This window comes from Bathymodiolus japonicus methanotrophic gill symbiont, from assembly GCF_019721995.1.
Lineage (GTDB): Bacteria > Pseudomonadota > Gammaproteobacteria > Methylococcales > Methylomonadaceae > Methyloprofundus.
Genome location: NZ_BLYC01000005.1, coordinates 131,838 through 151,903 on the forward strand (window position 1 = coordinate 131,838; position 20,066 = coordinate 151,903).

Sequence of the window (20,066 nt, forward strand, 5' to 3'; positions counted from 1 at the left end):
TTTGTTTTATAAGTGATTGATTTACAATGATGTTGATGCTTTCTTTATCAGTAAAATTATAAATAAAATCAATCAGTTAAAAAACTTGAACATCGAGTGTAAATAGCCATCAATGTCCTGACGCAGTAAAATTTTATTTTGCGTAATAACATACTCATCATTTTCAGGATCTACATGTACCAGCACGTCCTGTACATCATAAAATTTTGCAATTAACACATCCCTGACCACATCCGCAATCATATGCCCTTCCGACACGGTAATCCGGGAATTAACCACGATATGCGCATCGACTAGCACATCTTCACCCATTTGCCGGGTACGTAATAAATGAATATTTCTGACACCTTCGGTCGCGGTAATTTCGGCACGAATTTGATCGACAATCTCATCGGACAACCCAGTATCAACCAGCTCCTTAATACTATTTGATACCAGATTTACACCAATTTTAGCAACCATTAAGGCAACGATCACCGCGGCAACCGCATCCGCCCAGATGTACCCAAGCAAAGATCCTGCAACCCCTATCAATACCACGATTGAAGAAATCGCATTACTGCGATGATGCCCGGCATTGGCTAATAATAATTTTGAACGAGTAATATCGGCAACGCACCGAGTATACTGATATAACCATTCATTCGCTAGAATCGAAATAGCAGCAATTGCCAGAGCATTTGGATGCGGAATCAATATTAGCGCTGGCTGCAACATTCGCTCATACACTTCCCACGCGATGCCGGCGGCAATAACAATTAACCCTATGCCTAATACAACTGTTGCAATGGTTTCAAAGCGCCGATGCCCATAAGGGTGATCATGATCACCCTCGCGCGCGCCCAGCTTTATCGCAATTAAAACCAGAGCATCACTTGCCAGGTCAGATAATGAATGCACACCATCGGCAATCAGTGCTGCCGACTGACCTATAGTTTCTCAGATAAATAATTTCCAAATTTGGAGCGCTTAAACTTAGGCGGTAACAACGAAATCTTCCCGCAATTTTTGCATAACACAAATCACTTTACTGGCATCATGCATATAAGTGTTAAAAGTTTGCACAACTGAATCATGAAGATCTTCAAAAGTTTTAAAATACTTCATATGAGTCGAATCGCGTTTCGTATTTTTCCATAATTTCTCAATCGGATTAAAATCCGGCGAGAACGCAGGGAGACGTTCTACTGTCAAACGATCTACATTAGCTAACTTAAATTCCTTAATAACACCGCTTCCATGATACGGGGCACCATCTTCAATTAGAATAATCTTGCCTTTATAATAAGCCAGCAATTGTGTTAAAAACTCAACATAGCTTTCACCATTAAAACGCCCAGATGTTTCAGCGTGTTGTAATATCATTGGCTTATAACTCTCGATTAAGACGTTGTCGGCAATAGAATATATCGCTTCCATAAAAAGCTTCTGTGTTGGATATTTCTCATTTTTTAAGCTTTTAAGAATAGCTAAAAATTCTTGAGGCAGCCCAGCTTCTTTTAAAAGTCTAAGTGACTTTGGTTTTATCTCATAAGCCAATGATTCTCGGTATTGAAAACTCCCTCCTTCGAGTTCGATCGTACCAAACATTTTCAACCCTTTTCGAATCCCTGATGTTTTCACTGTGGGTTGCTCTCCTATTGGAGCCCAGGTTCGTGCCAATGAACCCCACATAGCAAATGACACCTCATCACCGAATAAAACGACACTCTTTTCTTCTACCGCCTTTTCCATAATGGCAGGCAATGTTTCTTCCAGCCACGTTTTTCTTTCAAGCTCGTACTTTTCTTCTTCTTGGCGATCAGTCACAAAACGAGCTTTTTGATAACTGAAGCCCAGTTTTTTCATTAGGCTTGATAAATAGTTCAAGTTATAACGAACTTCAAATTTTAACCAAATAAGCTCGGCAATCATCGCAGTATTCCATATTCCACAATGAAATCCATTGTCTTCTGGGCCTTTCTTTATCAACTCAACCAATCTATTTTTCTGGTCTTTAGTTAACTTTGACTTCCGACCACGTCCTTGATAGTGTTGCCCTATTAACCAACCGACACCTTTATGCATGAATGTTTTCAGCCAATTTATAATGGTTTTTTCACAGACTCCCATTAGGCGTGCTATTTCTTTGATTCCCATGCATTCACTGAACCAGAGTAAAGCTTGAGTTAATCGATATAAACAAATATTACTTAGCTTGAGAGCTGTCGCCATATTTTTTTTAGTCGGTCTACAATTGACTTTGAAAAAGTGAGGGATACCATTTTTGACTGTTTCCGTTAGTGTTGGGACGAAAATTATAAGCCAGTTTCCCCTCTGTCGTTTTTGTTTGTTCGGAAATTAATTTTCTGAAAGTCTATAGGATACCAAAGGTAATTTTTATAATGCTTAAAAAAACATTAACCAGCGCACCAATAAGTGTGACCCTATTTTTTAGCCTGGCTGTGTTTTGCGCATCATATACTTCAGGCATTACTCCCCCACCTGCACCACAATAATATATTCATATTCATCTGACCGGGTTTCTAGCACCTTATGCCCATTGATACGGCACCAGGCTGGAATATCCTGTAATACGCCCGGATCTGTACAAATAACCGTCAGCACATCACCCTGCTGTAATTGCTTTACCTTATCCTGAGTACGAATAACCGGCATTGGGCATAATAGCCGCCGGGCATCCAGTTCATACTGACTCATACAAACCATTCCTTGGGCATTTCATCAACACCAAAAGGCTTAACTTGTAGCGTGGACTCATTTCCTGCTAAATCTCTCACCGCGACTTCCACTTGCTCGGCATCTCTACCTTGTCCATAACGTGCAACAATTTGTGCGGCTACATGTAGGTCTTCTGCACTGGGCTCACCGTCAATCAGTGCTAACGGCCCTCTATGACTAGAGCAATTCATATTAATGTAATTTTTCTTATAGCCTTGCAGAAAACGACCTTCACCATCTTCGCGCGCCACAATAATTTTAAAATTCTGATTCGGACGTATATGTCGTCCGACTTTCAATAGCATCACATCATCCAGCTCGTATTCTTTAGTACCACGCGCTTTCCATAAATCTACCAGCTTGGCAGAATAGCTTTCATCGGTTAAAAAACAACAGCCGCCAGCAGGTTGCGAATAGTCCTTAAAACCATACTCGCTGGCTAAAGCCATTTGCGGCTTACGCGAGCGCCCACTAAAATCAAATAACTTTTCACGACTAATCCAGCCTTCTCGTTCAGGCAAGGTCGCTGGCAAGTTCTGACCACACAAGGGTCGCACTAAACGGTCATCAGCACCTGACTCTGCGGCAATAATTGGCATAGTTTCCCGACGCTGCGACATAGGCCGCTGCCCCATCACTTCGCCAGTAATAATGAAGTCAAAGTCATTTTCCTGAATCCACTGCTTGGCTTTATTGACCATAAAGATCTTACAATCCAGGCACGGATTCATATTCGCGCCGTAACCATGCTTGGGGTTAATCAAAACATCTTTATATTCTTCTACTATGTCAATAATATGCAGTTTAATCCCCAGGGTTTCCGCCACCCATAAAGAATTATTACGTTTTTGCTTTTCCTTGTCTTTTTTGCGAATCGCATGAGTATGACCCTCGACACAAAACCCGGTAAAGAAATTAATACCTTCTACATGTACGCCCTGCTCCATAATGGCTTTTGTCGCCAACATGGAATCCAGCCCACCTGAAATTAAAGAAGCTGCTTTGATTTGCTTCACTTTATTTAACCTAAACTATATTAAACTAACACCAGATTATCCCGATGTATGACTTCCTCATCATCAGCATAACCTAAAATATTCTCAAACTGACTACTAGCGCAGCCTTTAATCAAAGCGACTTCTGCGGATTTATAATTCACCAGCCCCCGTGCCACTTCAACACCTGCAGAATCCAGACACACAACCAGTTCGCCCCGGTTAAAATACCCTTCTACGGTCTTAATACCTACCGCCAATAAACTCTTGCCTGATTTTCTTAAGACATTTACCGCGCCAGCATCCAGCACTAAACGGCCTTTCGCTTGTAACTGCCCGGCCAGCCACTGCTTGCGCGCAACAATAGGTTCTATATTTGCATATAGATAAGTGCCCACTTGTTCACCGGCGATAACCTTAGTCAGTACATTTCCTATATCGCCAGAAGCTATCACCGTGGATGCACCCGAGCGTGACGCTAAGCGAGCGGCACTGACCTTGGTTGCCATGCCACCACGACCCAGGCCACTACGACTTCCTCCGGCCATAGCTTCCAGACGCTCATCATTAGAACTGATCTGTTCGATAAGCACCGCACTGGCATTAACGCTGGGATCGGAGTCAAACAAACCTAGCTGATCGGTTAAAATAATTAATAAATCCGCTTCAACCAGGTTGGCAACCAGAGCTGCCAGCGTATCATTATCGCCAAAGCGAATTTCGTCTGTGGCAACCGCATCATTCTCATTAATAACCGGCACAACACTATAATTTAATAACGCCAGCAATGTACTACGAGCATTTAAATAACGCTTACGGTCAGATAAATCATCATGCGTCAGTAAAACTTGCGCGGTATGCACACCATGTGCCTGAAAATTACTCTCGAAATTTTGTACCAGCCCCATCTGCCCAACAGATGCGGCCGCCTGTAATTCATGTAGGGCTTTTGGCCGTGCTGTTAAGCCCAGGCGCGACATGCCTTCAGCTACCGAACCTGAAGAGACCAGCACCACTTCAATTCCCTGCTGTTTTAATTGTGCCATTTGCGCAACCCAGACAGCTATAGCCTCCTGGTTTAGACCCTTGCCACCATCGGTTAATAGCGCACTGCCAATTTTAACAACGATGCGCTTAGATTTTGCAAACTCACTGCGGCGGCTCATGTTGTTTTTCCAGTTCTTTTTCCTCGCTTGCCTGCTGCTCCAAGAATGCCATAATATCAAACATTAAGGTGCGCGTTCCTTCCGACTTTAAAGCTGAAATTTGATAAACCGGCCCTGCCCATTTCAATTCATCCACAATTGCTTGACAATATGCCTGCTGATCTTCGTCATCCTGCAACCTATCCATCTTGTTCAATATTAACCAGCGCGGCTTATTGGCTAAATCATCACTCCATTTCTCCACTTCAGCAATAATTTTCTTAGCTGACTCTACCGGCGTATCCATAGACTCATACGGCTTTAGATCAACCAGGTGCATCAACAACTTAGTACGCGCCAAGTGCTTTAAAAACTGCAGGCCCAACCCGGCTCCTTCTGCAGCACCTTCGATCACGCCCGGTATATCCGCTATCACAAAGCTGCGCCGATCATCAACACTGACGACACCCAAATTAGGCACCAGCGTAGTAAAAGGATAACCTGCAACGCGCGGCTTTGCCGAAGATACCGCACGAATCAGACTAGACTTACCCGCATTAGGCATGCCCAGCAAACCTACATCCGCAATCAGGGTTAGTTCTAACTGCAAAACCCGCTGCTCCCCTTTTGATCCCATTGATGCCTTCTGCGGAGCGCGGTTGATACTACTTTTAAAGCGTGTATTACCCAGGCCATGAAAACCGCCCTGAGCAACCAGTAATTTTTCACCCAACCGAGTAAGATCGCCTAATTTTTCATTAGTTTGCTTATCAATCACACTTGTGCCGGGCGGTACAGCGATATAAATATCATCCCCTTTTTTTCCTGTGCATTGCCGGCCCATACCATTTTGACCGCGCTGCGCCCTGTGCACCGAATGGAAACGGAAATCCACCAAAGTATTAACATTCTCTGTAGCAACCAGATAAACACTGCCGCCATCACCTCCATCACCACCGTCAGGTCCGCCTTTAGGAATATATTTCTCGCGACGAAAACCTATACAGCCATTACCGCCATCACCCGCTTCGACGCGAATCTCTGCTTCATCAACAAATTTCATAAGCCTAAAAACCCCTTGTACGAAAAATAGGCAAAAAAAACCCCGTCTTTAGCGGACGAGGTTTTTATCTATTCTAAAATATCAACTATAACCCGACGAATCAGGCTATAGGCTATAGGCTATATCTAAGAACTATGCTGCAACAATGCTAACAAATTTACGCTTTTGAGGGCCTTTAACCTCAAACAAAACCTGCCCATCTATAGTTGCAAATAAAGTATGATCTTTACCACAACCTACATTCGTTCCAGCATGAAAACGTGTTCCCCGTTGGCGCACAATAATGCTACCCGCACTGACTGCTTGTCCACCATAACGCTTTACACCTAGTCGGTTCGAATTAGAATCACGACCGTTTCTAGTACTACCACCCGCTTTTTTATGAGCCATTGTAAATCCTCGTGTTAGGCAGAAATGCCAGTAATCTGGACTTCTGTGTAATATTGACGATGACCCATCTGTTTCATGTGGTGCTTACGTCTTTTGAATTTAATTATTTTAATTTTCTTATGTCTACCCTGAGCAGTCACAGTTGCTGTTACTTTGCTACCATCCACATAAGGCTGGCCGACTTTAACTGCATCATCTGACTTGACCATAAGTACATTGTCGAATTCAACGCTATCGCCCATACCAAGCTCAAGTTTCTCTATTTTTAAGGTAGTACCTTCTTCAACACGGTATTGTTTACCGCCAGTTTGAATTACCGCATACATTTGCGTCAGCTCCATCAAGCAATATCTATTAAAAGTGAACAGAGAATTATAATCGCAAAGGAAACTCTCGTCAACTAAAAATAAAAACAAGGACTTAATGTACAATAAAATAACACATGACAAGATTTAACACCATAAGGTATTTTTAAGCACTCTGTTCTGGTAACATAAGCGACATTATAAAATGTTAAGTCCGAAAAATCAGGCATTTAATCAACAAGCACTAGCACTCAGCAAGACTGCCAGCCCTCCCTGAATGACTTAACAAACTCCTTTACTAATTTTTTACTACTACGAATAATGACAGTTTCGCAACACTCTAATAATAAAGCACACACACCTATTGATTTTGCATCAATCCAGCGCTTAACGGAAAGCGAAGCCCAATCAGTCGACCAGCTAATCCTAGAGGAACTTACCTCTGATGTCGTGCTTATCAATCAAATTGGTCACTACATTATCAATAGTGGTGGCAAACGCCTGCGCCCTATGTTGCTATTGCTCACTGCAAAAGCACTCGATTATCAGGAAAGCAACCATCATCTGTTATTAGCTGCGGTCATCGAATTTATTCACACCGCAACATTATTGCACGATGATGTTGTCGACGAATCTGACTTGCGTCGCGGGAAAGACTCTGCCAATGCGGTATGGGGCAATGCTGCCAGTATTCTGGTCGGCGATTATCTTTACTCCAGCGCATTTGAAATGATAGTACGCACCGGCAATATGCGGGTTATGGAGATTCTATGCAAAACCACAACCGCAATTGCTGAAGGCGAAGTATTGCAACTCTTGAATTGCAATAACCCGGCAACCACCGAAGCAAAATACCTGGAAGTTATCTCGCGTAAAACTGCGATTCTCTTTAGTGCTGCGACTCAATTAGCCGCTGTTATTGCTAATGCAGGCCCTGCCATTGAACAAAGTATGGCCGCTTATGGACAACACCTCGGCATCGCTTTTCAACTTATCGATGATGCACTGGATTACACATCCAGCAAAGACCAGCTTGGCAAAAACCTAGGCGATGACCTGGCAGAAGGAAAGCCGACCTTGCCGCTTATTTATGCTATAGAAAACGGCACTAAAGAGCAAGCAGATGTAATTATTAACGCGATCAAAACAGGTGATAGAGATTCATTTAATGCCGTCTATGAAGTTGTTAAAGCAACTAATGCTATCACCTATACAGAGCAACGCGCTGATAGTGAATCACAAAAGGCTATTGGCGCACTAAGTAATCTACCAGACTCTGAGTTTAAACAAGCACTGGAGCTGCTTGCGCGCTTTTCTGTGCAGCGGAATTATTAATAAAATCGCACCTAACTATCTACAAATAAATAGCCCATAAAGAGGCTAGTAGACATTATGAACCCGAGGCATTGGATCAGTTTTTACCCTGGAACCTGATTGAAAAGATTAAGCCTTTAAAGTAAGTGGCGGTGCTTGTCTAGGTGGGAAGAATCGATGCTTACAATATAACAATTTGCCCCCTTTGCACGACATCAATGCTAAAATCGGCAGCTGTTTCTACGCTATTTACCTTAGGATATGACCGACTCGTTAAAACTTCCTGTTGCATCATTAAAACTACAAATTAACCAGGTAGATTACTCTCTTCTTGGCAATGACCAGAATAGCCGAGTCACTAATATTCTTGGCCAGGAACGCGCCCAGTCCGCACTTGGATTTGGGGTTGCCATGCAAAACCCCGGTTACAATATTTATGTGATGGGCGAACCGGGCACCGGACGCTTATCGATGATTACCAATCATCTCACACCTATTTCCCAAACCCAGGAAACACCGCCTTCCTATGCCTATGTCGAAAACTTTGAAAATAACAGAGAGCCAGTAGCCATTGAACTACCTGCAGGACAGGCGCACGAATTTTGTAAGGATATTAATCGTCTGATTGATAATTTAATTGCAACTTTTCCGGAAGCATTTGAAAGCCCTAGTTATCAGCAAAAAAAGACCTCCATAGAGCGCACTTTCAATCAGCTGTATAACACTGCCATTGATGTTATCGAACAACAATCGAAGGAGAAAAATATTGCTCTGTTTCGTGATACCGAGTCGATTACCTTTGCGCCGATACGCGACAACAAGGTGCTGGATGAAGAGCAATTTAACCAACTGCCCCAGGAGGAACGCGATGCCTTCCATAAAGACACCGAAGTGCTAGAAGACGCTCTGGGCGATGCCTTAATCGAACTACCCCAATGGTGTCGCGCGCTGGTTGAAAAAAATCGGCAACTGGATAATGTTACGATCCGCATGGCTATCTCGCCATTATTTAAAGAGCTGACTGATCGCTATCAAAATATTGATACGGTGATAACCTATCTTAGCGAAATAAAAAAAGACCTGGGCGAAACTATTAAAGACCTGTTTGTACAAACCCAGTCGCTAGAAGGAATTATTGATAGCACAAAAAAACAGTTGCTCAAAGATCAGTACCACCCAAATATATTGATTGAGTACAAGGAAAATTCCGGTGCACCGGTGACTTATGAACCCAACCCCACCTATCAAAATCTGTTTGGTCGAATAGAATATACTAGCGAGCAAGGTGCTTTAACCACCAATTATCAGCGCATCTGCCCCGGTTCATTGCACCGCGCCAATGGCGGTTATTTAATTTTGGATGCGGATAAGCTCCTCAATTCCCCCTTTGTCTGGGAAGGCCTTAAACGCGCATTAAAATCGGGGCGTATTGGAATTGAGTCCCCGTATGCCGAATTGGGTATTAATACGGTTACCTTAAAACCCGAAGTTATTCCACTTAATATCAAGGTTATTCTGGTCGGCTCGCGCGAAATCTATTATTTACTGCAAGATCTGGATGATGAATTTAATGAAATGTTCCGTATTCTCGCGGACTTTGGTTACGATATTCCGCGCACTGAAAGCAATATGTACAATTTTGCGCAATTGATGAAGCAGCAAGCGCATGACTCTGGTGCCAAGCCCTTAGCCAAATCAGCGATTATCAGCTTGATGGAACACAGCTGCCGCCTTGCTGAACACCAGCAGCGCCTATCAGCGCATATTAATGATGCGCTGGAAATTATTGGCGAGGCCAACTTCCTCTGCCAGTCAGACGAAATTGATAGTATAGATATAGAGCAGGCGTTGAGCGCACGCGAATATCGTAATGGTAGAATAGCCCAGAGCATTCTGGAAGAAATGCTGGATGGCACCATATTAATCAATACTTCCGATGGTGTCATCGGGCAAATAAATGGTTTGACCGTACTGCAAGTCGGCGGCAGCAGCTTTGGCGCACCCTCTCGGATTACCGTCACTGTTTACCCTGGCTCACGCGGCATCGTCGACATAGAACGCGAAGCAGAGTTAGGGCTGTCGATACATTCCAAAGGAGTAATGATCTTAACCGGTTACCTGGGAAATTGTTATGCACAGGAGTTTCCTCTGGCCATTTCAGCCAGCATAGCTCTGGAGCAATCTTATGGGCATATCGATGGCGATAGCGCATCCCTTGCCGAACTATGCTGTCTTATTTCTGCCCTCACCCTGACCCCTATCAAGCAAAGCTTTGCCGTAACCGGCTCTATCAATCAATATGGAGAGGTTCAGGCAATCGGGGGAGTTAATGAAAAAATAGAAGGCTTTTTCAAACTCTGCAAAGGTCGCGGCCTAACAGGCGAGCAGGGCTGCATTATTCCTCAGGCGAATGTGCGCAATTTAATGCTCAAGCAGGAAATTATTGATGCTGTTGCAGCAGGTGATTTTGCAATCTATGCCGTTGCTAATGTCGATCAGGCGCTGGAGCTACTCACCGGAAAACAGGTAGGCAAGCAAGATAAAAATGGCGAATACCCTGAAGATAGCCTAAACTTCAAAGCAATCTCCCGACTAAAGGAGATTTCCGATTTAGGTCATGATAAGGATGAAGATAATGATGCTGACGAGGAGCATTAGAACCAGCGCTATACTTATATGGGACTGCTGTGCTCATTTGTGCTTCATGCGGAGACGGCACATGACGCTATCTTCAAAGTTCTACTGGAATCAAATAGTCATCCCTACTTTCAACAGCCTTATAGCAAAACCGAACAAAGCAATCTCAAAAAACTCTATCAGTTAAATCAAAATCGGCTACTCTGGTTTAGTAGCAAGCACCCTGCTCAGACCATCAATCAGCTACTAGAACTCTTTGCCAATGCACCTGCACAAGGGTTGATTAGTAGCGACTATACCACTCAGCACCTTGCAACACAGTGGCAAAATATTCAGCAAAACAACCCCGACTTATACCAGTTCGCAGCTTTCGATACTGCGCTTAGCTTAACTTTCCTACGCTATTTACATGACTTGCATTATGGTCGCGTCTCCCCTCAACAACAAGGCTTTCGCCTGCCGCAAAAAAAAATCATCGACCTGGCGAGTGCATTATATGGCGCTATACAAATAGATGAGGTTAACGACCTAACCGTAGACATGGAGCCTAAATTAAAACCCTACCAACAACTTAAATCGGCTTTAATTAAATACAGGCGTTTAGCGCAGCACTTTAAACCGCCACTGCATTTTGAACTAGAGGAAAGTTTACATCCGGGGGACTGGTCGAAAGAAGTCAGTAAATTACGCCTCCGCTGAAAATCATGGAAACGGAGCTTTAGCGAAGTGAAGATTTTTAGTCTGCGATAGCCGTAGGGCCGTTGTTTTGTCGGAGTCTGAGCGTTAGCGAAGGTGGAGACAAAATAAAAGGCCCTACGGCTATCGCGGACTAAAAATCTTCACTTCGCTTAGGCTACGTTTCCCTGATTTTCAGCGAAAGCATTGCAAACACCTATTTTCAGCGCCCAACTAAGCTACCTAGTGTTTAACCCCTACTGGAATATCCCTAAAAGTATCCTGACCCAGGAAATCCTGCCGCTTCTGGAAAAAGACCCTGAATATTTACAGAAAAATAATATGGAAATTGTGTCGCGCTTTGCGCATAATGCGCCAGTCTACGCGATTAATGAAGTGAATATACAACGGCTATACAACGGTCAATTGCACCTGCGCCAACGTCCTGGACGAAAAAATGCACTAGGGCATATCAGGTTTATTTTTCCGAATAGTCACAATATCTACCTACACGACACGCCTGCGCATTCTTTGTTTAAGCGCAGTAAACGTGACTTTAGTCATGTTGCATTCGTGTCGAAAAGCCAAATTCACTCTCACAGTTCGTATTACGCAATCAGCCAGAATGGGATGAGACAAAGATCCGCAAAGTACTGAGAACCAATAAGCCCAGCATTATAGATGTAACACATAAAATCCCGATGCTTATTTTTTACAGCACAGCTTTAGCTGACCAGAAAGGCGTTGCTTTTTATCCGGATATCTATGGTCACGACAGTACATTAAAGTATGCCTTAGCCCAACGTAGTGAACTTTTTTCTCCCGCGCCCTCTTCTATGCTCGCAGGTTTTTAAGCACAATTTTTCGAAAGGTAGCGCTAGAAGAGCAGGCGCGCCATGCTACCTCACGAAATTCCGGGACTCCTGTCGCCGTAATTCGTTCACCTACGCAGCGAATAGGAGATGCTCCAGCCGCCCTGCGTCCGCCACAGACTGAGCACAAAGCAGCTCAGTCATGGCTACCACAAATGGCTCTACGGCTATTCGGGATAAAATTTTAGCCTCCCTCGCGCGCTATCGCGCACTTCGGATTGGCAAATTTCCCTGCGCCTTCTGGAGACTATCAGCCCTTCCGGGGCTGACAGCGAGAGAGGACATCAAAAAATGTAGGCTGGGTAGAGGTACGAAAACCAGCAACAAAAATGCTTGGATTACGCTTGTACAGCACCTTGTGGTACTGAAGGAGAGGGTTGTTTGTATGCTTTGGGTTGAATATTAAAATTCATTTATTCGGCTTTCCAATACGGTGCTGCACAAGCTACATCCCAGCATACAAACGACTACCAGGATCTAACCCGCCCGGTATCAATATGCACAAAATTTGAGCGTGGATAATAACCCACACCTCCTCGAGCCAAGCTTATTGCCGCTTTCTGCATATCTCTGACAGCAACACCCTCAATACAAATATCTATTGCCTTACCCTGCATGTGCAGGCTCTTGGATGCAACACCTGAGCTTTTCTTATGTAATGCAGCATTGGTTTTAGGCGAACGATACCCGGAAATAACTTGAAAGGGCTGATCAGTGCCCAGAACACCTTTTAAATCATATAACAAATCGATTAAACCAGGATCCATTGCCAGTACATCACCAGTTCTATGATCTCGTAATAAATAACTAATATCACGTAAAGCCTCGGAAACATACTGGCCTTGTTCATAATAACTGAGAGATATTTTTTCTTCAGTATGTAAATTATGCAATTTCAAATCTCTTACCACAGAGCTGGGTTGAATACCCGCATAGCTAACCGGCATTGCAATTGCTGCAGTTGCGCCTAGTGTATAGCGTAGAAAATTACGTCTGCTTATGGTTTTCGAAACATTATTCATACAGCTTATTTTTCCTAATTTTATTGAGTGTCAACAGCGTTATGCAGACACACACTGAACAAGCAAGAAATTTAAAAAAAGTATAACAGAATTCTTGATTGTCATCATTAACTTTTTACCATAACACATTGATTTAATATAACATTGAAGAGTGCTTATCCGGCCTTAACCCATCTTCGTCACTATTGATGATGTAGTTGTTATAAATCAATTGGTTGAAATTTTAAAAAGTAGCCAGTTGGCACTACAGATTTTGTGTTTTTGTATAAAACGTTGGATTTTTTAGAGTATTTTTGTCGCATGTAAATTACACTCAAATAATGATGATTTTTTTGACAAAAGTCAATGAATTTATCGACAAAAATAATATAAATGGCACTACAAAACTTTCAAAAAAAACACCATTGATTTTAAAGAGAATTTTTCGACAAAAAATCGCTTAAACCGATGAATCAATGGCTTAGAAAGATGAAAGTGACGAAGATGGGTTAACCACTATTTATGCTGCCTATGAAAAGACTTATCGCCGGAAAATTCTTGTCTAATCTCTTTGACTACTTCCAGATTTTTCCGCCGACGGTCAGTTTTGCGTTGGCAGGGTGTATCTCCTGTTTGCGGATGGTACTCAACGCGCAAGTCGTTATGCCAATCACGCCGGTGATATTCACGCACGACCACAGGCCGGCCCATGAATGTTTTTTTATTTAGGCGCTTAATAACCTTCTCCGCAGCAGCATCTGGCTCTATGCTTACCAAACCATGAAATTCAGAGTGTTCTAAGCCAACTTCTTGCAGGTGCACCACTTTAACATCGAGAATAGCAGCCTTTTTGCTAAACCAAAACCAGCTACTTTTCAGTAGCTGTCTGAACAAACCGCACCAGATCTCAAATGTACATAAAAAACATAATATAATAGCATAAACAATAAATTTCAGCATTGCTTTGAGGTTTTTTCATTAGCAACTGAAGTTTCCCAATTATTGAGTAGCTGAAATACACAATGCTGGTGTATCGAGGTTTATTTTAGGTGGTTTTGCCATGTTTATAGCAAACCCCTACTTAATTCCCCTTAGGCAATAGCATTTGAAACGAATGAAAAGACTATTTTTTTTTCATATAGTTGTAGCATAGTTTCAATTTTACCATAAATAATTATTGGGAAACTTCAGATTAGCAATACTCTGTCATTTAATCAGTTTCCAATACCTGCAAACTCTTTTAACCTGGAAATAAATAAGCATCCAAATACCGGCAGGATTTTTGTTTGTCATCAGTACTATAGCAATAGGCGCATAGCTGGCTACGTAACCATCACTACAATGCTGATGACGGTCAAAAAGACAGGCAAAAGGAATGGATGAGTGTGTTTCCATGCCCCATAGATGATGCGCTGCGTTCCTCAACACTTCCTGCAAGTTTTGGGTTTATTATTCCTCAACCCTGCACCTCAGCAGATTTCCGAACTATTACACAGCGTCCTGCCAAAACCAGCCGCCTAACGCAATAAGCTGACACAATATATGTGCTGATTGCGCATCTCGCTGCAGGGACTGCCAGTCAGCGGCATTTAAAGTAGCGTGCTCAGTCAGCCTAGGTAGATTAGCCACTCCATGCAAATCGACTAAATAGCTCTCACCAGCCACAAAAAGTTGCCCGCCCATCGCATTCGCTGTCCAGGCAAAGCGATAATAGGCGTTTCTTTGTAGTACTGCGCCAGCGTCAAAATGTGAATTTAGTTCATCAATGCCGGGTAAATCGCTACGTGCTTCTGCTGCGATAGCTGCCAGGCTGGGTTTGGTTTCAGTAACAAACCGTCCTAATACCGTTGCTAACTGTGGCACTGCCTGGTCAATCGCCTGGTGTAATAATTGCTTTAATCTTGCCACTGCATCTCTGTCAATTTCAGCACTATGCAGATTTAAAACCAGATCTGGGTCCTGATATCGGGCTTTGTCCAGCCCTTGCTCCAGCAATGTGTTCACTAACGCATCCAGCATATCCACGCTACCTGGCGCTCGAAAGCCAAATGAATAGGTCATGCACTCGTCAAGTGCGACCCCATGGTGTGCAAAATGTGGTGGCAGGTATAACATATCTCCGGGCTGTAAATCCCAGCATTGCTCAGGACTAAACTCAGCCAGAATTTGCAAGTCTAAGCCATCGATTAGTTTTGCCTCATGTATGGGCTGGTCGCCAATCTGCCAGCGCCGTGCGCCCATTGCCTGTAATAGAAATACATCGTATGCATCAGTATGAGGTCCGACACCACCTGCTGCTGACGCATAACTAATCATCAGGTCATCACGCCGCCACTCAGGTATAAAGCTAAAAGCATCCAGCAAGTTTTGTAATTCCGGCACATGCTTATCAACATCCTGCACCAGCAACGTCCAGTGAGATTCAGGCAGTTGGGAAAAAGTGCTGGCAGAAAATGGCCCTGTGCTTACTTGCCAGGTGTTGCCATTTCGCCCATGCTCTTCAATCAACCGAGATTCAATCTCCGGCTCACAGGCAAGCCCGGCCAGCTCTTCAGCTAAAATAGGCGACTCAAACGCAGGATATGCCTGGCGAATTAATAAAGGTTTTTTCTGCCAATATTGCTGTAAAAACTGCTGCTGACTCAGGCCGGTATTAAAAAATTGTGTCAAGGTGCTCTCCGAATTAGGTGTGCAATAGCTTTAGCTATTGCTGATACCAGAAAAAAAGCTCAAGCTTTTTTACTCCGGATTACGATAGATTCCGCTCAGCTTCCAGCATCTGAATAACTGCTGCAGTATATGGTCGCACGCCACGCCACACATAAAAAGCTTCAGCTGCTTGTTCCACCAGCATCCCTAGGCCATCAAGACTTTTAATGGCTTGCTGTTCATGTCCCCAATGCACAAAGGCTGTTGCTTTATTCGCATAAGCCAGATCATAACAGCTACCTTGCTCTGCTAATAGCCCTGCGGCTAAAGGCGGTAATTCATCACTCAAGCTGGCTGAAGTCGCATTTAAAATCAAGTCAAAGCTCTGCCCTGCTAAATCAGCATAGCCACAGCCTGTTATAGCTCCCTTATGCTTAAATTCATTAGCCAGAGTAACGGCTTTTGCTACCGTACGATTAACCACAGTAATCGAAACCGGCACTTCGCCCATAATCGGCAGGATAATCCCCCGGCTTGCACCACCCGCGCCCAGAATAAGAATTCGTTTTTGCTGTAAGCTTATTGCATGGTTATTTTGTATATCGGCTACCAATCCAATACCATCAGTATTATCGCCTAAAATATGTCCATCACCCTGAAAAGCCAGAGTATTTACTGCTTTAGCTAACTCTGCACGCTCAGTTCTAAGATCAGCATATTCCCAGGCCAGCTCTTTTAGAGGGACGGTGCAATTTAAGCCACGCCCACCCTGAGCAAAAAACGCGTTCACCGCCCCGGAAAACTGTTCTGCCAGAACTAATTCTGCAGAATATTGCATAGCTTGCTGGGTCTGCTCAGCAAACAGCTTATGAATTCGGGGAGATTTACTATGTTTTATCGGTGAGCCAAACACCGCATATTGATCTACCTGACTCATGCTTACGATTCCTTTAGCCACTGTGCAACAGCCTTGGCATAGTAAGTCAGAATAGCATCACTACCTGCTCGCTTAAATGCTAATAAAGATTCTAATACCACCTGACGTTCATCTAACCAGCCATTAAGGCTCGCGGCCTTTAGCATGGCATATTCACCACTGACCTGATAGGCAAATACCGGTACGCCAAACTCATCTTTTACCCGGCGGATAATATCTAAATAAGGCATGCCCGGCTTAACCATCACCATATCCGCGCCTTCCTGTAAATCTAGTTGCACTTCACGTAAGGCTTCATCCGAATTAGCCGGATCCATTTGATAACTGAATTTATTGCCCTTGCCTAAATTTCCTGCAGAACCCACAGCATCCCGGAATGGCCCATAAAAACTGGAGGCATATTTAGCAGAATAAGCGAGTATCTGGGTATTGATATAACCAGCTGCTTCCAGAGCCTCTCGAATCGCACCTATACGACCATCCATCATATCTGAAGGAGCAACCACATCCGCACCAGCCTGAGCATATGATAGCGCCTGCTTAACCAATACCTCCACAGTTTCATCATTGACCACATAACCTTGCTCATTAATCAGACCGTCTTGACCATGCGAGGTAAACGGGTCTAATGCTACATCAGTCATCACACCTAGTTCCGGGCAAACAGCTTTTATCGCCCGTACCGCACGTTGCGCTAATCCATCAGGATTGTATGCTTCTGCGGCATCAACCGACTTAACCTCAGCAGGCGTCACTGGAAACAAGGCCAGCATGGGAATCCCCAGCGCAAAGCACTGTTTAGCTTCCTGCACTAAAAGATCGATCGACAGTCGCTCTACACCTGACATAGAAGCAATTGTTTGTGTTTTGTTTTCACCTTCAATAACAAATACAGGGTAAATCAAGTCATTACATGAAAGTTGATTCTCCGACATGAGTCGCCGTGAAAAATCATGGTAGCGCATCCTGCGCATGCGTGTCTTTAGATAATTGCTATTGTTCATACCCTATCTTAAATTTTAGTGATTGCTTATAATTACACTTATTGTACAGAAAACCCCGCCCATACTAAAACCATGAACACCATGACGACTCACAAATTAGCGCGCACTTTATTGCTTGGATTTTTCTTTTTACTAGGCAGTATCGCTAGCGCAGCGACTGAAAAATTACAGCCGCCTCAAATGCTCATCGACCTAACTTCACAGGCTTTGCTCGCCAAACTGAAAGACCCTGCCTTTGCCAGCAATAAAACTGAAATTCGTGCCTTTGTAGATCAATCAATTTTTCCCAACATTGATACTGTGCGCATGTCGGCATTAGTGTTAGGAAAGCATTGGCGTAAAGCTAGTAAACAGCAGAAAAAGCAATTTATCGAAGCATTTAAAACCTTATTGGTCAACACTTATTCAACCACCTTTACCGAGCAATTTGATGACTGGTCAATTAAATACCTGCCCTTAAAACTGCATAACGGCGATAAAACCACCACGGTCAAAACGATTGTTTCACAACCAGGAAAAGCAAATGCAAAGATAGACTACGCGATGGTTTTACGCAATGGGCGGTGGAAAATTTATGATTTAAAAGTTGAAGGAATCAGCCTGGTGATCAGTAATCGTGAAACCTTTAGCCAGATGATTAAAGACTCGAGGTCATTAGATAAGGTGATTGCTGAGCTGGAAGCAAAAAATAATAAGCTATAGTTTTCTTTTTCCAACCTATAGCATCTAATCACAAGAAAATAATGGAAGAATTGATCCCGTTTATTCAAGCTAATATCCACCATGCCCATTATATTATTTTTGCGACCTTGCTATTAGCAGGCCTTAACATTCCCGTATCAGAAGATGCGATGATTTTTATTTCTGCACTTTTAGCCAGCAAGCATCCTGAATATTTACCACACTTATTTATAGCTGTTTATCTGGGTGCTTTTTTTCTGACTTAATTTCATATATAGTTTCTCAGATAAATAATTTCCAAATTTGGAGCGCTTAAACTTAGGCGGTAACAACGAAATCTTCCCGCAATTTTTGCATAACACAAATCACTTTACTGGCATCATACATATAAGTGTTAAAAGTTTGCACAACTGAATCATGAAGATCTTCAAAAGTTTTAAAATACTTCATATGAGTCGAATCGCGTTTCGTATTTTTCCATAATTTCTCAATCGGATTAAAATCCGGCGAGAACGCAGGGAGACGTTCTACTGTCAAACGATCTACATTAGCTAACTTAAATTCCTTAATAACACCGCTTCCATGATACGGGGCACCATCTTCAATTAGTATAATCTTGCCTTTATAATAAGCCAGCAATTGTGTTAAAAACTCAACATAGCTTTCACCATTAAAACGCCCAGATGTTTCAGCGTGTTGTAATATCATTGGCTTATAACTCTCGATTAAGACGTTGTCGGCAATAGAATATATCGCTTCCATAAAAAGCTTCTGTGTTGGATATTTCTCATTTTTTAAGCTTTTAAGAATAGCTAAAAATTCTTGAGGCAGCCCAGCTTCTTTTAAAAGTCTAAGTGACTTTGGTTTTATCTCATAAGCCAATGATTCTCGGTATTGAAAACTCCCTCCTTCGAGTTCGATCGTACCAAACATTTTCAACCCTTTTCGAATCCCTGATGTTTTCACTGTGGGTTGCTCTCCTATTGGAGCCCAGGTTCGTGCCAATGAACCCCACATAGCAAATGACACCTCATCACCGAATAAAACGACACTCTTTTCTTCTACCGCCTTTTCCATAATGGCAGGCAATGTTTCTTCCAGCCACGTTTTTCTTTCAAGCTCGTACTTTTCTTCTTCTTGGCGATCAGTCACAAAACGAGCTTTTTGATAACTGAAGCCCAGTTTTTTCATTAGGCTTGATAAATAGTTCAAGTTATAACGAACTTCAAATTTTAACCAAATAAGCTCGGCAATCATCGCAGTATTCCATATTCCACAATGAAATCCATTGTCTTCTGGGCCTTTCTTTATCAACTCAACCAATCTATTTTTCTGGTCTTTAGTTAACTTTGACTTCCGACCACATCCTTGATAGTGTTGCCCTATTAACCAACCGACACCTTTATGCATGAATGTTTTCAGCCAATTTATAATGGTTTTTTCACAGACTCCCATTAGGCGTGCTATTTCTTTGATTCCCATGCATTCACTGAACCAGAGTAGAGCTTGAGTTAATCGATATAAACAAATATTACTTAGCTTGAGAGCTGTCGCCATATTTTTTTTAGTCGGTCTACAATTGACTTTGAAAAAGTGAGGGATACCATTTTTGACTGTTTCCGTTAGTGTTGGGACGAAAATTATAAGCCAGTTTCCCCTCTGTCGTTTTTGTTTGTT

General features: G+C 42.9%; 22 protein-coding genes. 7 read left to right on the plus strand and 15 right to left on the minus strand.

Annotation, left to right across the window (positions count from 1 at the left end; translation table 11 throughout):
* Window positions 1–72: 72 nt before the first annotated feature.
* The 8 genes from K6984_RS09425 to rplU all read right to left on the minus strand — a co-directional run bounded on the left by K6984_RS09425 (window position 73) and on the right by rplU (window position 6,640).
* A complete protein-coding gene (locus K6984_RS09425) occupies window positions 73–900 on the minus strand; it encodes a cation diffusion facilitator family transporter (protein ID WP_230987996.1) in 828 nt (275 codons plus the stop codon).
* Between the two features lie 75 nt (window positions 901–975).
* Window positions 976–2,214, minus strand: coding sequence for an IS630 family transposase (locus K6984_RS09430; protein ID WP_221895294.1), 1,239 nt, complete (start codon window positions 2,212–2,214; stop codon window positions 976–978).
* A gap of 258 nt (window positions 2,215–2,472) precedes the next feature.
* On the minus strand, window positions 2,473–2,700 hold the full coding sequence (locus tag K6984_RS09435) for a sulfurtransferase TusA family protein (RefSeq protein ID WP_221895295.1): 228 nt from the start codon (window positions 2,698–2,700) through the stop codon (window positions 2,473–2,475).
* Window positions 2,697–3,689, minus strand: coding sequence for a tRNA (5-methylaminomethyl-2-thiouridylate)-methyltransferase (locus K6984_RS09440; protein ID WP_221895374.1), 993 nt, complete (start codon window positions 3,687–3,689; stop codon window positions 2,697–2,699). Before K6984_RS09440 ends, K6984_RS09435 begins: the two co-directional genes overlap by 4 nt.
* A 68-nt stretch (window positions 3,690–3,757) precedes the next feature.
* Window positions 3,758–4,882: a glutamate 5-kinase gene (gene proB, locus K6984_RS09445; RefSeq protein WP_221895296.1), complete on the minus strand. Its 1,125-nt coding sequence runs from the start codon at window positions 4,880–4,882 to the stop codon at window positions 3,758–3,760.
* Window positions 4,866–5,924: an Obg family GTPase CgtA gene (cgtA, locus tag K6984_RS09450; protein WP_221895297.1), complete on the minus strand. Its 1,059-nt coding sequence runs from the start codon at window positions 5,922–5,924 to the stop codon at window positions 4,866–4,868. Before cgtA ends, proB begins: the two co-directional genes overlap by 17 nt.
* A gap of 132 nt (window positions 5,925–6,056) precedes the next feature.
* A complete protein-coding gene (rpmA, locus tag K6984_RS09455; protein ID WP_221895298.1) occupies window positions 6,057–6,314 on the minus strand; it encodes a 50S ribosomal protein L27 in 258 nt (85 codons plus the stop codon).
* A gap of 14 nt (window positions 6,315–6,328) precedes the next feature.
* Window positions 6,329–6,640, minus strand: coding sequence for a 50S ribosomal protein L21 (rplU, locus tag K6984_RS09460; RefSeq protein WP_221895299.1), 312 nt, complete (start codon window positions 6,638–6,640; stop codon window positions 6,329–6,331).
* Between the two features lie 300 nt (window positions 6,641–6,940).
* On the opposite strand from rplU, the gene K6984_RS09465 reads away from it, so the two are divergent.
* The 4 genes from K6984_RS09465 (at window position 6,941) to K6984_RS09480 (ending at window position 11,902) form a co-directional block, all read left to right on the plus strand.
* Complete coding sequence (locus K6984_RS09465; protein WP_221895300.1) at window positions 6,941–7,954, plus strand: polyprenyl synthetase family protein; 1,014 nt, start codon at window positions 6,941–6,943, stop codon at window positions 7,952–7,954.
* Between the two features lie 240 nt (window positions 7,955–8,194).
* On the plus strand, window positions 8,195–10,591 hold the full coding sequence (locus K6984_RS09470; RefSeq protein ID WP_221895301.1) for a Lon protease family protein: 2,397 nt from the start codon (window positions 8,195–8,197) through the stop codon (window positions 10,589–10,591).
* An 18-nt stretch (window positions 10,592–10,609) separates the two neighbouring features.
* Window positions 10,610–11,269, plus strand: a complete 660-nt coding sequence (locus tag K6984_RS09475; protein WP_221895302.1) for a L,D-transpeptidase scaffold domain-containing protein — start codon at window positions 10,610–10,612, stop codon at window positions 11,267–11,269.
* Window positions 11,270–11,452: 183 nt separating this feature from the next.
* Window positions 11,453–11,902 (plus strand): L,D-transpeptidase family protein, encoded by a 450-nt coding sequence (locus tag K6984_RS09480; protein ID WP_221895303.1) that lies wholly within the window; start codon window positions 11,453–11,455, stop codon window positions 11,900–11,902.
* Between the two features lie 177 nt (window positions 11,903–12,079).
* Here K6984_RS09480 and K6984_RS09485 read toward each other — a convergent pair whose 3' ends face one another.
* The gene (locus tag K6984_RS09485) at window positions 12,080–12,247 is read right to left on the minus strand and encodes a hypothetical protein (RefSeq protein ID WP_221895304.1); all 168 of its coding nucleotides are present in this window, start codon (window positions 12,245–12,247) and stop codon (window positions 12,080–12,082) included.
* Window positions 12,248–12,259: 12 nt separating this feature from the next.
* Between K6984_RS09485 and K6984_RS09490 the strand changes: the two genes are divergently transcribed.
* Window positions 12,260–12,523, plus strand: coding sequence for a hypothetical protein (locus tag K6984_RS09490; protein WP_221895305.1), 264 nt, complete (start codon window positions 12,260–12,262; stop codon window positions 12,521–12,523).
* A 61-nt stretch (window positions 12,524–12,584) separates the two neighbouring features.
* Here the strand turns inward: K6984_RS09490 and mepK are convergent, their stop codons facing one another.
* From mepK to hemB, 5 genes are all read right to left on the minus strand, one after another.
* Entirely contained in the window at window positions 12,585–13,139 is a 555-nt protein-coding gene (mepK, locus tag K6984_RS09495) for a peptidoglycan L,D-endopeptidase MepK (protein WP_221895306.1), read from the minus strand.
* A 495-nt stretch (window positions 13,140–13,634) separates the two neighbouring features.
* The gene (locus K6984_RS09500; RefSeq protein WP_221895307.1) at window positions 13,635–14,012 is read right to left on the minus strand and encodes an RNA-binding protein; all 378 of its coding nucleotides are present in this window, start codon (window positions 14,010–14,012) and stop codon (window positions 13,635–13,637) included.
* Between the two features lie 594 nt (window positions 14,013–14,606).
* Window positions 14,607–15,788, minus strand: coding sequence for a JmjC domain-containing protein (locus K6984_RS09505; protein WP_221895308.1), 1,182 nt, complete (start codon window positions 15,786–15,788; stop codon window positions 14,607–14,609).
* A gap of 79 nt (window positions 15,789–15,867) precedes the next feature.
* On the minus strand, window positions 15,868–16,704 hold the full coding sequence (aroE, locus tag K6984_RS09510; RefSeq protein ID WP_221895375.1) for a shikimate dehydrogenase: 837 nt from the start codon (window positions 16,702–16,704) through the stop codon (window positions 15,868–15,870).
* Window positions 16,705–16,706: 2 nt separating this feature from the next.
* The gene (hemB, locus tag K6984_RS09515) at window positions 16,707–17,669 is read right to left on the minus strand and encodes a porphobilinogen synthase (protein ID WP_230987997.1); all 963 of its coding nucleotides are present in this window, start codon (window positions 17,667–17,669) and stop codon (window positions 16,707–16,709) included.
* 111 nt (window positions 17,670–17,780) lie between these two features.
* Here hemB and K6984_RS09520 point away from each other — a divergent pair, with 111 nt between their 5' ends.
* On the plus strand, window positions 17,781–18,410 hold the full coding sequence (locus K6984_RS09520; protein WP_221895310.1) for an MlaC/ttg2D family ABC transporter substrate-binding protein: 630 nt from the start codon (window positions 17,781–17,783) through the stop codon (window positions 18,408–18,410).
* Window positions 18,411–18,451: 41 nt separating this feature from the next.
* On the plus strand, window positions 18,452–18,655 hold the full coding sequence (locus K6984_RS09525) for a hypothetical protein (RefSeq protein ID WP_221895311.1): 204 nt from the start codon (window positions 18,452–18,454) through the stop codon (window positions 18,653–18,655).
* Window positions 18,656–18,707: 52 nt separating this feature from the next.
* On the opposite strand, the gene K6984_RS09530 is transcribed toward K6984_RS09525, so the two are convergent.
* A complete protein-coding gene (locus K6984_RS09530) occupies window positions 18,708–19,946 on the minus strand; it encodes an IS630 family transposase (protein WP_221895312.1) in 1,239 nt (412 codons plus the stop codon).
* Window positions 19,947–20,066 lie beyond the last annotated feature (120 nt).